This is a genomic window from Streptomyces diacarni (assembly GCF_003323715.1).
GTDB lineage: Bacteria > Actinomycetota > Actinomycetes > Streptomycetales > Streptomycetaceae > Streptomyces > Streptomyces diacarni.
In genome coordinates this window covers 133,452-148,855 of record NZ_QOIN01000055.1, presented here as the reverse complement: position 1 = coordinate 148,855, position 15,404 = coordinate 133,452, and the positions used below count along the sequence as shown (strand labels likewise).

At 72.4% G+C, this 15,404-nt stretch carries 9 protein-coding genes and 1 pseudogene; 4 read left to right on the top strand and 6 right to left on the bottom strand.

What is annotated here, in order from left to right:
• Positions 1-552: 552 nt before the first annotated feature.
• Both DTL70_RS27890 and ptsP read left to right on the top strand, forming a co-directional pair.
• Positions 553-1,002, top strand: a complete 450-nt coding sequence (locus tag DTL70_RS27890) for a PTS sugar transporter subunit IIA (protein ID WP_114024776.1) — start codon at positions 553-555, stop codon at positions 1,000-1,002.
• Between the two features lie 156 nt (positions 1,003-1,158).
• Positions 1,159-2,829, top strand: coding sequence for a phosphoenolpyruvate--protein phosphotransferase (gene ptsP / locus DTL70_RS27885; protein WP_114024775.1), 1,671 nt, complete (start codon positions 1,159-1,161; stop codon positions 2,827-2,829).
• A 74-nt stretch (positions 2,830-2,903) separates the two neighbouring features.
• Here ptsP and DTL70_RS27880 read toward each other — a convergent pair whose 3' ends face one another.
• Positions 2,904-4,925 carry an acetoacetate--CoA ligase gene (locus DTL70_RS27880; RefSeq protein ID WP_114024774.1) on the bottom strand — a complete coding sequence of 674 codons (2,022 nt, stop codon included), beginning with the start codon at positions 4,923-4,925 and terminating at the stop codon, positions 2,904-2,906.
• Positions 4,926-5,117: 192 nt separating this feature from the next.
• On the opposite strand from DTL70_RS27880, the pseudogene DTL70_RS27875 reads away from it, so the two are divergent.
• A pseudogene (locus DTL70_RS27875) lies at positions 5,118-7,536 on the top strand (glycoside hydrolase family 31 protein).
• A 73-nt stretch (positions 7,537-7,609) separates the two neighbouring features.
• On the opposite strand, the gene DTL70_RS27870 reads toward DTL70_RS27875, so the two are convergent.
• Positions 7,610-8,485, bottom strand: coding sequence for a M15 family metallopeptidase (locus DTL70_RS27870; protein WP_114024773.1), 876 nt, complete (start codon positions 8,483-8,485; stop codon positions 7,610-7,612).
• Between the two features lie 430 nt (positions 8,486-8,915).
• Here DTL70_RS27870 and glpK point away from each other — a divergent pair, with 430 nt between their 5' ends.
• Positions 8,916-10,418, top strand: a complete 1,503-nt coding sequence (gene glpK, locus DTL70_RS27865; RefSeq protein WP_114024772.1) for a glycerol kinase GlpK — start codon at positions 8,916-8,918, stop codon at positions 10,416-10,418.
• 83 nt (positions 10,419-10,501) lie between these two features.
• On the opposite strand, the gene DTL70_RS27860 is transcribed toward glpK, so the two are convergent.
• The 4 genes from DTL70_RS27860 to DTL70_RS27845 form a co-directional block, all read right to left on the bottom strand.
• Positions 10,502-11,119: a GTP-binding protein gene (locus DTL70_RS27860; protein WP_114024771.1), complete on the bottom strand. Its 618-nt coding sequence runs from the start codon at positions 11,117-11,119 to the stop codon at positions 10,502-10,504.
• A complete protein-coding gene (locus DTL70_RS27855; protein ID WP_114024770.1) occupies positions 11,100-11,519 on the bottom strand; it encodes a DUF742 domain-containing protein in 420 nt (139 codons plus the stop codon). Before DTL70_RS27855 ends, DTL70_RS27860 begins: the two co-directional genes overlap by 20 nt.
• A gap of 83 nt (positions 11,520-11,602) precedes the next feature.
• Complete coding sequence (locus DTL70_RS27850; protein WP_114024769.1) at positions 11,603-12,046, bottom strand: roadblock/LC7 domain-containing protein; 444 nt, start codon at positions 12,044-12,046, stop codon at positions 11,603-11,605.
• Positions 12,043-14,907, bottom strand: a complete 2,865-nt coding sequence (locus DTL70_RS27845; RefSeq protein WP_114024768.1) for a sensor histidine kinase — start codon at positions 14,905-14,907, stop codon at positions 12,043-12,045. Before DTL70_RS27845 ends, DTL70_RS27850 begins: the two co-directional genes overlap by 4 nt.
• Between the last annotated feature and the right edge of the window lie 497 nt (positions 14,908-15,404).

Sequence of the window (15,404 nt, the reverse complement as noted above, 5' to 3'; positions counted from 1 at the left end):
GCTGTTGTGTAATTCAAAGGAACCTCAACCCACCGGAACAACCCGGCAGGTCGGGGTATCAACATATCTGGCGTTGACTTTTGGCACGCTGTTGAGTTCTCAAGGAACGGACGCTTCCTTCGAAACTGATCGGCACTGACGATGCAGCACCGGTTTCTCCGGACGTTTGCCCTTTCGGTGTTTCCCAAGCCTACCACCGTGATTTCGCTGATCCGAAATCCGTCCCGCGCCGGAGCGCGGACGAGCAACTGATCGGAATCAGTGGCTGGTTGGGGTCCTGCCCTCGCCTCGGCGCCGGGCAGGCATACGACAGTACAGGCCCTCGATGAAGAGAGGCAAATCGGTTTCGCGGGCTCACCGCCGCACACTCGCTCGCAAGCTGTTCCGAAGCTGCTCCGAACGCTGTGCGATCACCGCAAAACAGCAGGTGACGGCGCGCCTGTGTGCTCGGACGGAATCACCTGTTCCTATGACTTACGCTTCTGAACGGTGCGCCGTCCTGGACAGGTAGCGACGGTGGCTGACCGAAACTCCGCCCCTTGGAGGCCTCTCATGACCACCGTGTCGTCCCCGCTGACCGGACGTGCCATCGGTTTGGCTGCCGTGCCGGATCCGGTGTTCTCCGGGGCGATGGTGGGCCCCGGCACCGCCGTCGACCCCGTGCGCGAGCCCACCGAGGCGGTGGCGCCCGTGGACGGCGTGGTGGTTTCGCTGCACCCGCACGCGTTCGTGGTCGTGGACTCCGAGGGGCACGGGGTGCTGACGCACCTGGGCATCGACACGGTGCAGCTGAACGGAGAGGGCTTCGAGTTGCTGGCCGCCAAGGGGGACACCGTCACCCGGGGGCAGCCCATGGTGCGCTGGGACCCGGCGGCCGTGGCGGAGAAGGGGAAGTCCCCCATCTCGCCGGTGATCGCGTTGGAGGCCACCGCCGAGGCGCTCGGTGAGCTGGTGGAGGACGGCGACGTGGAGCGGGGACAGACGCTCTTCGGCTGGAGCTGACGCACGGGCCCGGCCCTGTCCCCCTTCCGAACGCCACGTGGCACAGGGAGTCCGCTCCCGTCGGGAAGTCCGCTTTCCCGTCTTTCCACGCGTGCGCGGGCCGGGCGCAGTACGACCGCGGTGGTGTGGTGCCGCCGCTGACCGGAGACGGGTGAGATGGACACAACGCTTCGAGGCGTGGGCGTGAGCCACGGCGTGGCGATCGGCGAGGCGCGGCACATGGGTACGGCCGTGCTGGAGCCCCCGGCCAAGCAGATCGCGGCCGACGAGGCGCCGCGTGAACAGCAGCGGGCGCGGCAGGCCGTGGAGGCCGTCGCCGCTGATCTGCTCGCGCGGGGCAACCTGGCGGGTGGTGAGGCGCAGGCCGTGCTGGAGGCACAGGCCATGATGGCGCAGGACCCGGAGCTGATGGCCGATGTCGAGCGGCGGATCGCCGTGGGCAGTACGGCCGAGCGGGCGGTCTACGACGCCTTCGCCGCCTACCGGGCGCTGCTGGCGCAGGCGGGCGACTACCTGGCGGGCCGGGTGGCCGACCTGGACGACGTGCGCAACCGCATCGTCGCCCGGCTGCTGGGCGTGCCGATGCCGGGTGTACCGGACAGCGACCGGCCCTACGTGCTGATCGCGCGGGACCTGGCGCCCGCGGACACCGCGCTGCTCGACCCGGCTCTGGTGCTCGGTTTCGTGACCGAGGAGGGCGGCCCGACCAGTCACAGCGCGATTCTCGCGCGGGCGCTGGGGGTGCCGGCCGTGGTGGCGCTGCCGGGCGCGGGTGAGCTGGCCGAGGGCACGGTCGTCGCGGTGGACGGCAGTACCGGTGAGGTGGCGGTGAACCCGACGGAGGCGGAGCGGGAGGCGCTCGCGCGGGACGCCGAGGAGCGCAAGGCGGCCGTGGAGGCCGCCAAGGGCCCCGGCGCGACGTCGGACGGGCACAAGGTGCCGCTGTTGGCGAACGTGGGCGGTCCTGCCGATGTGCCGGCGGCCGTGGAGGCCGGCGCGGAGGGTGTGGGGCTGTTCCGTACGGAGTTCCTGTTCCTGGACGACAGCGAGCGGGCTCCTTCGCAGGAGAAGCAGACCGAGGCGTACCGGCAGGTGCTGGAGGCGTTCCCGGAGGGGCGCGTCGTGGTGCGGGTGCTGGACGCCGGGGCCGACAAGCCGCTGGACTTCCTCACGCCCGCCGACGAGCCGAACCCGGCGTTGGGCGTGCGCGGTCTGCGGACGCTGCTGGACCACCCCGAGGTGCTGCAGGGGCAGCTGCGGGCGCTGGCCGTGGCGGCCGAGGGGCTGCCCGTCTACCTCGAGGTCATGGCGCCGATGGTGGCGGACCGGTCGGATGCCCGGGCGTTCGCCGAGGCGTGCCGCGAGGCGGGGTTGAGCGCGAAGTTCGGCGCGATGGTGGAGATTCCCTCGGCGGCGCTGCGGGCGCGTTCGGTGCTCCAGGAGGTGGAGTTCCTGTCGCTGGGGACGAACGATCTGGCGCAGTACACGTTCGCCGCCGACCGTCAGGTGGGTGCGCTCTCACGGTTGCAGGATCCGTGGCAGCCCGCGCTGCTGGACCTGGTGGCGACGGCGGCGGACGCTGCCGCGGCGGAGGGCAAGAGCTGCGGTGTCTGCGGCGAGGCGGCCTCGGATCCGCTGCTGGCCTGTGTGCTGACGGGGCTGGGGGTGACGAGCCTGTCGATGGGTTCGTCGGCGATCCCGTTCGTGCGGGCGCAGCTCGCCAAGCACACGCTGGCGCAGTGTGAGCGTGCAGCGGCCGCGGCGCGGGCGGCGGAGAGCGGCCCGGAGGCGCGTGCGGCGGCGCAGGGGGTGCTGTCCGGGGAGTGACGTCACGAGGCTGACACGACGAGGAGGGCCGCCCCGCGCTGTCGCGGGGCGGCCCTCCTCGTCGTGTCAGCGCTTCAGGTGCGGTCGCGGGCGAGCTGGGCGTAGAAGTCGAGCAGTTCGGCGTTGTCGACGGAGCCGGGGTTGACGGCTTTCTCCATGGCGGTGCCCTGGAGGAGGCGTTTGACGGGGACTTCGAGGCGTTTGCCGGTGAGGGTGTGGGGGACGGCGGGGATCTCGATGATCTCGTCGGGCACGTGGCGGGGCGAGAGGTTCTTGCGCAGGGTCTGTTTGATGCTGTCGCGGAGTACCTCGTCGAGGACGGCGCCGTCGGCCAGGTGCACGAAAAGGGGCATCCAGTAGCCGCCGTCGGGCTGTTCGACGCCGAGGACGAGGGACTCGCGGATCTCGGGGAGGCGTTCGACGGCCTCGTAGATGTCCGCGGAGCCCATGCGGACGCCCTGCCGGTTGAGGGTGGAGTCGGAGCGTCCGTGGATGACGACGGTGTTGCGGCTCGTCAGGGTGATCCAGTCGCCGTGGCGCCAGATGCCGGGGTACACGTCGAAGTAGCTGTCGTGGTAGCGGGAGCCGTCGGGGTCGTTCCAGAAGCGGACGGGCATCGAGGGCATCGGCCGGGTGACGACGAGTTCGCCGACCTCGTCGAGGAGTGGCGTGCCGTGGGGGTCCCAGGCGGCGAGGTCGACGGCCAGTGAGGGTGCCTGGAGTTCTCCGGTGTACACCGGGAGGGTGGGGACGGCGCCGGCGAAGCAGCTGCACACATCGGTGCCGCCGCTGACGGAGGCGATCCACATGTCGGGCGAGACCTCGTCGTGGATCCAGCGGAAGCCGTCGGGCGGCAGTGGGGAGCCGGTGGTGGCGACGCACTTGACCTTGGAGAGGTCGAGGTCGCGCCCGGGGTGGGCGCCGGCCTTGCGGCAGGCCATGACGTAGGCGGCGGAGGTGCCGTAGATGGTGGTGCCGGTGCGTTCGACGACGCGCCACTGGGCGGCGGTGTCGGGGTAGCCGGGGCTGCCGTCGTAGGTGACGACGGTGGCGCCGGTGAGCAGGCCCGAGACCAGCAGGTTCCACATCATCCAGCCGGTGGAGGTGAACCAGAAGAAGCGGTCGCCCGCCCCCATGTCGTTGTGCAGGGTGAGCTGTTTGAGGTGTTCGAGAAGGATGCCGCCCTGGGACTGGACGATGGCTTTGGGCAGTCCTGTGGTGCCCGAGGAGTAGAGGACCCACAGCGGGTGTTCGAAAAGAACCTGCTCGAACTCGGGTTCGACGTCGAGCGAGGTGAGCTCGGCCCATTCCAGTGCGCCCTCGGGCGCGGGCGTCTCGAGCAGGGGGACGTGGACGACGGCGCGGAGGGTGGGCAGTTCGGCGCGGAGCTCGGCGACCGTCTCGCGGCGGTCGTGTTCCTTGCCGCCGTAGCGGTAGCCGTCGACGGTGAACAGGACGGTGGGCTCGACCTGCTGGAAGCGGTCGAGGACGCTGCGGGCGCCGAAGTCGGGGGCGCAGGAGGTCCACACGCCGCCGACGGCCGCGGTGGCCAGGAGGGCGACGGCGGCCTGCGGGATGTTGGGGAGGTAGCCGCTGACGCGGTCCCCCGGGCGGACGCCGAGGCGGCGCAGCTCATGGGCGAGGGAGGCGACCTGGGCACGCAGTTCGCGCCAGCTGAGGGGGACCGGTTCGTGGGTCTCGTCGACGTGCAGCAGGGCGGGCTCGTCGGCGCGTGCGGGGTCCTCGGCATGGCGCAGCGCGTGCTCGGCGTAGTTGAGGGTGGCGCCGGGGAACCACTGGGCGCCGGGCATGGTGGCGTCGGCCAGTACGGTCTCGTAGGGCGTGCTGAAACGGACGTCGCACCAGTCGGCGAAGGCGGACCAGAAGGTGGCCAGGTGTGCGGTGGACCAGCTGTGGAGTGCGGCGTAGGAGGCGACGGGGTCGTCGGGGTCGGGCTGGGGGGCGCCGTGGTGCTGTGCGGCCCAGCTCTGGAACCGGGTGAGGCGTGCCGTGGGGAAGCCGGCGGGATCGGGCCGCCAGAGCGCCTCCGGTGCGGAGGGGTGCGAGGTACTGCTGTCGCTGTGCGCTGCGGTCATGGTGCGGCTCCCTGGCGTGTGTACGCGTCGTCGCGTCTTCCGGCCGGGACGATGCCATGTGATCACAGGTTGTGCCAGGGCAAGAGTCACACACCCGGGCTGTGTGGAGTGTGCGGAGGCCCTGGTGACCAGCGGGTGAACGCCCGCTGAACAGCGCTGACGCGGCGCTGCTTCGGTGGCAGGCTGAGCAGCATGGACGCGCGTGACCTGGTGCGGTCGGTGACGGTGGGTGGCAGGGGCCGGGGGGTGGGGTCGTGGCGGGCGGCGTGGCGCAGGCGGCGCGCCGACGCGGTGGGGTTGCCGCGGCAGCAGCGGGCCGAGCGGGCGCGCACCCCGGGTGAGGCGACGGGTGCCGAGCCGGGCCCCGGCGGAGGGACGGTCCGTTTCGCGCGGTCGGTGCTGTGTGTGCGGGTGACGGTGGCGGGCGCGGTGTTCGTCGGCTGGGACGGTGCCGATCCTGAGCCGTCGTACGCGCTGGCGGGGGCCGCTCCCGCGGCCGACGAGCGGGCGCGTCTGGAGCCGGACAAGGACGGCGGCTGGCGGGTGGTGTCCGAGCGGATGCTGGTGACGGTCTCGCGGCTGGGCGCTGTGGAGGTGCGTACGCCGGGTGGCGCGCTGCTGCGCCGCGACCATCCGCCCCGGTGGTGGGAGGAGGCGGGCGCGGCGGGCGCCGACCCCGGGGGCGGGCGCGGCGGCGGGGCCGCGGTGGCTGCAACGCTCCGAACTGCCGGCGGACGCCCGGTTCTTCGGGCTGGGTGGTCAGGTCGACGGGCCCCGGCTGCGCTCTCGCTCGTACCGCCTGTGGAACACCGCACCGGGACCGCGGCACGCCGCACCCGACCGGTCGGGCTCCGCCCCCGGCCTGACGGGCACAAAGAGAGGCCTCGTGGGCCTCGCGTCCCGTCCCCTGTCGGTGGCGATGCCGGTGCTGGTGAGCGTGGCGGACGCGGGCACGCTCCTCGTCTTCCACGACAACTCCTGGGACGGGCGGGTGGACCTGCGGGAGGGCGCTGAGGGGCTGGGCTCGGGGCACGACCGTCCCGGGCGGTGCGAGGTGCGGATGTCGGGCGGTCCGCTGCGGTACTGGGCCGTGGCCGGCGCGCCCTCCCGCGTGCTACACGGCTGGGCCGCGCTGACGGGCGCCCCGGCGGTGCCGCCCGGCTGGGCGCTGGGGTACCAGCACGCGCTCGGTGCGGCCGGCGACGCGCAGCGGCCGGCGCGGGTGGCCGAGGGGCGCCGCGCGCTCGGGCTGCCGTTGCGTGCGCTGCACGTCGAGGAGTTCCCCTCCGACGGCCGCGGCTCCACCGGGGGCGACGTCCCTGGCGCGGGCGCGCGGGCGCCAGGGGCGTCGGCCGCCGGGGTGCGTCTGGTGTCGTCGGTCGGGCCCGCGGTGCGGGCACGGGCGGGCGACCCGGTCTTCGAGAGCGGACGCGCGGCCGACGTGTTCGTACGGGAGGCGGGGGGCCGTGTGGTGCTCGGAGGGGCGCACGGAGGCGAGGCGGTCTTCCCCGACTTCACGGACCGGCGGGTGCGCAAGTGGTGGGGTGCGCTGTACGCGGAGCGGCTGGAGCAGGGGTTCGCCGGGGTGTGGCACACCGGGGACGAGCCCTTCTCGCTGTGTGCCTTCGGCGACCCTACGCTGCCGCTGTCCGCGCGCCACGCTCTGGAGGGCCGGGGCGGCGACCACAGGGAGGCCCACAACGTCTACGCGCTGGCGATGGCCGAGGCCGCCTGCGCGGGGCTGCGGGAACTGCGGCCCGAGGAGCGTCCCTTCCTGGTCTCGCGTTCCGGCTGGGCGGGGATGCAGCGGTACGGCGGGTCCGCGACGGGCGGTGCCACCGGCGGCTGGGAGGGGCTGCGGGCGGCGCTGTCGCTGGTGCTGGGGCTCGGTCTGTGCGGGATGCCGTACGCGGGGCCCGACATCGGTGAGGCGGCGGCACAGGTGTCGCCCGAGCTGTATCTGCGGGGGCTCCAGTTGGGCGCGTATCTGCCGCTCTTGCGCACGCGGGCCGCCAAGGAGGCTCGAGGGGAGCCGTGGGAGTCCTGCCCGCGGGTGCTGGAACACGTGCGGGCGGCGTTGGCGGCGCGCGAGCGGTTGGCTCCTTATCTGATGACGCTCGCTCAGCTCGCGCACCGCACGGGTGCGCCGTATGTGCGTCCCGTGTGGTGGCAGCATCCGCGGGACCGCCGGCTGCGGGACTGCGAGGACGCGTTCCTGCTGGGGGACGCGCTGCTGGTGGCGCCGGTGCTGGAGCCCGGGGTGCGGGAGCGTGCCGTCCGGCTTCCCGCGGGCCGCTGGTACGACACGGCCACGGCTCGGCCTTTCGAGGGGCCGGCGACGGTGCGGGTGGCGGCGCCGTTGGACCGGGTGCCGGTACTGGCCCGCGCCGGTACGGCGGTACCGGTGCGGTCACAGGGCGGGGAGACGGAGCTGGAGGTGTGGCCGCCCGCCCCGGGGCGCACCGGCGGCGGGCTGCTGATCCCCGACCCGGGCGAGGGCCGACAGCGTCCGCGGGCCGAACGGTTCACGGTGCGGGCGGACCGCGGAGGGGCCGTGGTGGTCGAGCGGGAGGGCGGCGGTGAGGTGGGGTACGCGGTGCGGGTCAGGTGACGGCGGCGCGGGGTGTTGCCGCTGCGGATGAGGGGCCGGGCGGCGGCACCCCGCGCCGGGCGCGTCATGACGTTCAGTGACGCGAGGACAGTGAGCCGCGTTCCACGGGGAAGTCGAAGTAGGTGTCGGGGAACGTCTCCGGCTCGTGGGTGAAGTGCCACCACTCCTCGGGGAGGTTGGTGAAGCCCTGCCGCTCCAGGGTGGTCTTGAGGAGTTGCCGGTGGGCGCGCTGTTCGCCGGTGATCCTGGGGTCGTCGGTGTGGGCGAGGGTGTCGAAGCAGTCGAAGCCGGTTCCCGTGTCGACGGAGTTGTCGGGGAACCGTTCGTCCTTGGGCGCGTAGCACGGCGTCAGCGGCTCGCCCGGCACGTAGGGGCGGGTGGGTGCGGCCGGCAGTTCGGCGACGGTGAGGTCGACGGTGCTGCCGCGGCTGTGCCCGGACTTCTCGGCGATGTAGCCGTCCTCGAACAGCCGGTTCTTCTCGACGCGGGGGTAGAACTCGGCCTTCATCTTCTCGTCGTCCAGGTCCTGCGCCCAGCGGACGAAGTGGTCGACGGCGCGCTGCGGGCGGTAGCAGTCGTACACCTTGAGGGTGTAGCCGCGCCGGAGGAGGGAGCGCTGCGCCTTGGCGAGGGCCTTCGCGGTGTCCTTGGTGACCAGGCACATCGGTTCGCGGTAGCCGTCGATGGGTTCGCCGACGAAGTTGTGCGGGGTGTGGTAGCGGATCTCCTGCCGGATGGTGGGGGCGACGTCGTGGAGGGCGACGAACTCCCTGGGCGCCTCGGGGTCGTCCCCGTGGCCGTGTTCGTGGAGGCCGTGGTCACCGTGGCCGTGGCCGTGGTCGTGGCCTGTGGCTGGGTGGGCCGCGGCGGGGGCCGGGGCCACGGCGAGGGCGAGGAGCGCGGCTGCGGCCAGGAGGGGGATGCGGGGTGCGGTGCGGATGCGTCTCATGCTCCCCTCATCTACCAGGGAACCGGGAAATGAGGAACGGCGGCTCGGGACCACCCCCGTCGGTCCCGTGCCACCGTTCTTGTTCAGTGTGGACGTGCTTCCCGCGGGGGCGGTTCGCATGATCGGGTACGCGTACGGGGACGTGAGGGTCTGGTGACGTGCCCGTGACAGTCGCGACGATCACGTCGCACAACGAGCCGCGGCCTCCGTCGTGTCAGCGACCTTGACTGCCTCTCGGCCGGGCTCAACACTGCCGTCACGCTCGCCGCGGGCGCCGCCGCCGCTGCCGGGGTGGAGCAGCCGTCACCGGCGGGTGGGCCGCCGATCGGCGGGGCCGTAGGGCACCGATCGGCGGGGCTTCGGCGCGCTGCCGCGTAAGGCCGCATTCTGAGCACGACGTCCGAACGCACCGAACGAGGGGTCGTCAACCATGACGGACAAGTACGTCGCAGCCATCGACCAGGGCACCACTTCCAGCCGCTGCATCGTCTTCGACCAGCGGGGCGGGATCGTCGCCGTCGACCAGCAGGAGCACCGGCAGATCTTTCCCAAACCCGGCTGGGTGGAGCACGACGCCGCCGAGATCTGGACGAGGGTGCAGTCGGTGGTGGACGGGGCGCTGGAGCGGGCGGGGCTGCGCGCCGACGAGCTGAGCGCCATCGGCATCACCAACCAGCGCGAGACGACAGTGCTGTGGGACCGCGCGACGGGTGAACCGGTGCACAACGCGATCGTGTGGCAGGACACCCGTACCTCGCAGCTGTGCGCCGAACTGGGTGGCGACGCGGGCCAGGACCGCTTCCGCGACCGTACGGGGCTGCCGCTGGCCAGCTACTTCGCGGGGCCGAAGGTGGCGTGGCTGCTGGATGAGGTGCCGGGGCTGCGGCAGCGGGCCGAGCGGGGCGAGATCGCGTTCGGCACGCTCGACTCGTGGCTGATCTGGAATCTGACCGGCGGCACGGAGGGCGGCAGACACGTCACGGACGTGACCAACGCGTCCCGGACGATGCTGATGAACCTGGAGTCGCTGGAGTGGGACCAGTCGGTGCTGGACGCGATGGACGTGCCCGCCGCGGTCCTGCCCGAGATCCGTTCCTCCTCGGAGGTGTACGGCACCGCCGTGGGCCGCCTCTCGGGTGTGCCCGTGGCCTCGGCGCTCGGCGACCAGCAGGCGGCCGTCTTCGGACAGACGTGCTACGGCGTCGGCGAGGCCAAGAACACCTACGGCACCGGCTCCTTCCTGCTGCTGAACACCGGGCACCGGCCGGTCCCCAGCAGGAACGGCCTGCTGACGACGATGGGCTACCGGCTGGGCGGCGAGGCTCCCGTCTACTGTCTGGAGGGGTCCATCGCCATCACCGGCGCCCTGGTGCAGTGGTTCAGGGACCAGCTGGGCATCATCGACGACGCCTCGCAGATCGAGGGGCTGGCGGCCAGTGTGGACGACAACGGCGGCGCGTACATCGTCCCGGCGTTCTCCGGGCTGTTCGCGCCGTACTGGCGTTCGGACGCGCGGGGCGTGGTCACAGGGCTGACCCGGTACGTGACCAAGGCGCACCTCGCGCGAGCCGTGCTGGAGGCGACGAGCTGGCAGACCCGTGAGGTCGTCGACGCCATGTACCAGGACAGCGGCGTCGAGATCACCAGCCTGAAGGTCGACGGCGGCATGACGGCCAACAACCTGCTGATGCAGCACCAGGCCGACGTGCTCGGCGTTCCCGTGATCCGCCCCGTGATCGCGGAGACGACCTGCCTGGGCGCCGCCTACGCGGCCGGCCTCGCCACGGGCGTCTGGTCGGACCTGGACGAGTTGCGCTCCCACTGGAAGCGCGACGCCGAGTGGACGCCCGCCATGAGCGAGGAGGACCGGGAGCGGGAGTACAGGAACTGGCACAAGGCGGTCGAACGCAGCTTCGGGTGGCAGAAGAGCTGAGGCGCACCCGCCCCGCCGGGCCGCTTTCGCACGCCCCGCCGGCTCCGCGGCGCACGCCGCCGGGCCGGCACCGACTGGGCCGCTCAGGCCTCGGCGGGGCTGTGCGCGGCGCGCTGCGCGGCCGTGTGCATGGCGTGCTCCACCACGGAGATGAGCACGTCCCGCGCGGACTCGCGCTGCCGCGCGTCGCACTGCATCACCGGCACCTCCCCGTCGAGGTCGAGCGCTTCCCTGAGGGTCTCCGCGGGGTAGCGTTCGGCCCCGTCGAAACAGTTGACGGCGACGGTGAAGGGGATGGAGCGGCGTTCGAAGTAGTCGATGGCCGCGAAGCTGTCCTCCAGCCGCCGCGTGTCGGCGAGCACCACGGCGCCCAGCGCGCCGCTGGCCAGCTCGTCCCACAGGAACCAGAAACGGTCCTGTCCCGGCGTGCCGAACAGGTAGAGCACGAGTTCGTCGTGGATGGTGATGCGGCCGAAGTCCATGGCGACCGTCGTCGTGGTCTTCGCCTCCACCCCCTGTGTGTCGTCGAACCGGCGTCCGGCCTCGGTCAGCGTCTCCTCGGTACGGAGCGGCTTGATCTCGCTGACCGCCCCCACGAGGGTGGTCTTGCCGACGCCGAATCCGCCCGCCACCAGGACCTTGAGCGTGACCGGTTCGGCGGGGGCCTTTCTGCCACCCCGCTTAGAGCGCCCGAAGACCATTGATCACCTCTCTGAGGATGCTCTCGTCCGGCAGCTCGGCCGGAGGGACGGGACGGGTGACGCGGACCAGCTCGGCTTCCAGCAGGTCGCCGATCAGGACCCGGACGACACCGACGGGCAGATCGAGTTCGGCCGCCAGCTCCGCCACCGACAGGGCGGAGCGGCGGCAGCGCAGGACGATGTCGAGGTGTTCGGGGGCCAGCGAGTGATCCGCGAGGAGCGCGTCCTCGGTGGGCGGCCCCTCCGGATCGTCCGCGCACCCCTCGGCCGGCTCGTCGGACAGGACGAGGGCGATGAGGTCGAGCTGCGCCGCGACGACGCTGCTGCGGGTGCGGCCCCGCGTCATCGCGTACGGCCGCACCACGGGTCCTGCCGCGTCGTCGAACCAGTGGTCCGTCATTGCCGGCCCCGCCCCCTCATTTCCTCGTTTCCTCGGTTTCCCCGGTTCCCCCGCCTTGTTTCCGAGGTCCCCCGCCGTCCGCGTCAGTCGGTTGTGGTGGTGCCGCCCGCCGGGGTGGCGCGCGGCGCGGTGCTCAGGTGGGCACCGACGCGCTTGACCAGCAGCGTCATCTCGTAGGCGACCAGGCCGACGTCCGATTCCGCGTCCGCGAGCACGGCCAGGCAGCTGCCGTCCCCCGCCGCCGTCACGAAGAGGAAGGCGTCCTCCAGTTCGACCACGGTCTGGCGGACACCGCCCACGTCGAAGTGGCGGCCCACGCCCTTGGCCAGGCTGTGGAACCCGGAGGCGACGGCCGCCAGGTGCTCGCTGTCCTCCCTGGTCAGGCCCTGCGACGCGCCCCTGGCGAGGCCGTCACCTGAGAGGACGAGCGCCTTGCGGATGCTGCCCACGCGCTCGACCAGTTCGTCGAGGAGCCAGTTGAGTTCGCCGCTTCCAGCGGAGTGCGATGCGGCGTTCGGTGCGGTCATCGACCGTCCCCTCCCGGTGTCGTTCCTGGTGCTGACTCCCCCGCGTCGTGCGGCGGTTCGCTCTCGCGTCTGCCGCGTTCCCAGCCGCGCTGGAGGGAGGCCATCTTGCTGCGCACTTCGTCGGCGTCGCGCTCGGCGGCATCCGGCGTGCTGGAATCCTGGGTGCCCGCTTGGCCGTACGGCATGCGGGTGCTGACGGTCGGGGTGTCGGCCTTGAGCTGCGGCGCGAGGCTCGCCTGCCGCACCCGGCGCGGCAGCCCGCCGACGCGCGAGGCGTTGTCGGCCGGCGAGGCGTTGTCGGTCCCCGAGGCACCGGCGTCCCGCGTGGGACCGACGCTCTGCGCGGCGCTGGTGCCGTGCGGGGTGCCGGCGTCCGATGAGGCGCCGGGGTCCGGCGTGGTGCCCCGTGTGGTGCCTGGTGCCTGCGGGGGCGGTGCGGTCTGCGGCGTGGAGCCAGCCTCCGCCCGCGGACGGTCTTCTTGCGCCCCGGAGGCCGCACCGGGCTTCTTACGGCGGGGCAGCGGCGCGGGTCCGCCCGTGTGGGCGCCCGCACCGGAGTCCTGACGGTCCGCTTCGCCGGTACGCCGCTCCGGTCCTGAGCGGCGGTCAGGATCGACGGTACGGCCGTTGTCGGAGACGAGTACGGGTGTTCCGGGACGCCGGCGCGGCAGCGGCGCTTGCCCGCCGTTCGCACCGCCGTCGTCCGCGGCGTCCGCCGCGGTGCGGTCCTGGCCGCGGGAGCCGGAGGCGGCCTCGTCCCGGGCCTGCTGGTGCACTTCCCCGGCCGCCGCGGGAAGGGGGCCGGTGGCGGGGCCCCGCCTGCGCTGTGGCAGACCGCGGCCTTCACGGGTGGGGGGTGTCTGGTCGATCGGGGCCTCCAGCTCGACGGGCCCGTCGAGAGGCCGGGCGGGCTTTCCGCCGGCCTCGATGGCGGTGCGGGGCGGGCGCTGCTCCTCGTCGCGACCCGGGGTCTCGGTGAGGACGGCGCCGGGGATCAGGACGACGGCGGTGGTGCCGCCGTAGGGCGACGGCTGCAGGGAGACCCGGACGCCCTGGCGCTGGGCGAGTCGTGAGACGACGAAGAGGCCCAGCCGGTCGGTGTCGGACAGTTCGAACTCGGGCGTCTCGGCGAGCCGCAGGTTGGCGTCCAGCATCGCGTCGGCGGTCATGCCCAGGCCGCGGTCGTGGATCTCCAGCGTGAAGCCGTTGGCGACGCGCTCCCCCAGCACCTGCACGGCCGTGTGCGGCGGAGAGAAGACGGTGGCGTTCTCCAGCAACTCGGCGATCAGGTGCGTCAGGTCGGCGACCGCGCTGCCGTCGACGGCCAGCCTCGGCAGCCTGCGCACCTCGATCCGCTCGTAGTCCTCGACCTCGGCGACGGCCGCCCGCACGACGTCCATGAGCTGCACGGGCTTGCGCCACTGCCGGGAGGGGGCCGCGCCGGAGAGGATGACCAGGCCTTCGGCGTGGCGGCGCATCCGGGTGGTGAGGTGGTCGAGCCTGAAGAGGTCCGCGAGCTCGTCGGCGTCCTCGGTGCGACGCTCCATGGCGTCGAGGAGAGTGAGCTGGCGGTGCAGCAGGACCTGGTTGCGCCGGGCGAGGTTGACGAAGACCTCGGAGACGCCGCGCCGCATGTCGGCCTGTTTGACGGCTGCTTCGACGGCGGCGCGCTGCAGCGTGTTGAGCGCCTGGCCCACCTGCCCCATCTCGTCGGCCGAGTAGTCGAGCTGCGGGGACTCGGCCTCCACGTCGACCCGGTCGCCCGCCGCCAGCCTCCGCATCACGCTGGGCAGCCGCACGCCCGCCGACTCGTTGGCCTCCTTGCGCAGCGTGCCGAGGTCGCGCACGAGGCTGCGGCCGACCCGTATGGAGATGACGAGGGAGGCCAGCACGGCCAGGAACCCGAGCACGCCCGCGGCCGCCGCCTGCACCAGTACGCGGGTGGCGACGGGGTCGACCCGGTCCTGGTAGCGCTGCTGGGCCTTGACCTCCATCCGCTTGAGGTCGTCCAGTGCCGCGGTGATGCCCTGGCGCCAGCGCTCCTGACCGACCGGGCCCTCGGTCCTGCGGGGCCCCGCGGCGATGACGGCGTCCTCGTTGCCGCGCAGGGTACGGCCGTTGGTGCTGTTCCAGTAGTTCTCGAACATCTGCCGGTCGGTGGCCGGCAGGGAGGGCAGGTTGGTCTGGTAGGTGATGTTGCGCTCGGCGACCCGGTCCGAGAGGGCGCGCTGGTCACCGCGGGTGAACTCGCCCGCGGCGTAGGCGGCCGCCATCAGGGCGTCCTCGCGGGAGAGGTACTCACGGGCCAGCGAGACGTAGACGAGGGCGCGGCCCTCCTTCTCCAGGCCGACGTCGTCGACGGCGCTCAGCGAGCTGATGACCGCGTAGGCGGGGTCGACCAGTTCGTTGTAGGCCTGGAAGGCACCGCCGCGGGTGATGGTGTCCTTCTCGACCCGGGAGCGGAGCGCGTCGAGACCGTCCAGCGCGCCGAGGAAGTCGTCGAGCCGGGCCCGCGAGTCGGGGCCCAGGTCGGAACGGAGACTGCCGTCGGCGGCGTTGCGGCGGACCGCGGAGACCTTCTTGTCGGTGGCGCGCTCCGCCTTGCGCAGGGATTCCAGTCCCGCGCCGCCCTGGGGGTCGGCGATGTGCACCATGATGTGGCGGCGTTCTCGCTGGATGGCCTGGACGGCGTCCTCGGTGGGATCGCCGATCTTGCGGGTGATCTCATCCAGCCGCAGCAGGCTGTTCGCCTCCGTCGCGGTGATGTACGTCGCGAAGCCCCAGATGGACACCAGAGACACCAGCGGCACCAGCAGCAGCACCACGATCTTCCGGCGGATGGACTTCCCGCGAAAGCGCATGGCCTCCCCTACGTACTCCCCAGCGCACGGGGGCGTGTACCGACAGCAAACGGCGTGAGCTTACTACTGACGCACCGGCAACTCGTAGGTGTGTACGGGCACGGGAACAGGCGGTCCGTGGCGCCTCATCCTGAGTTGTCCGACGATGCCCGGGCGGGCGTTCGAGGTTTGTGTCCAAGGACACGTTTGCGCAACCGTGGGAAGATCGAGGGGGTCGTGGAGGGGGAGTGAACAGGATGTATACGAAACCCCGCCTGCCGGATCCGGTCCGGGCGGCGGCGGCGCGTGCGGTGATCATCGCGGCGCTGACGCTGGTGCTGCTCATGATCGCGTTCTTCTGCTCGATGGCCGGCGTGTGGCTGGCCTTCCCCATGGTGCTCGCCACCATCGGCGGCACCATCGTGGCGACATGGGCGGTGCTGGACGTGTGGATCACGCGGCAGGTATGGGTCCAGCGGCACGGCGTCGTCTCGGAGCCGAGCAGCGTGGCGCGGCGC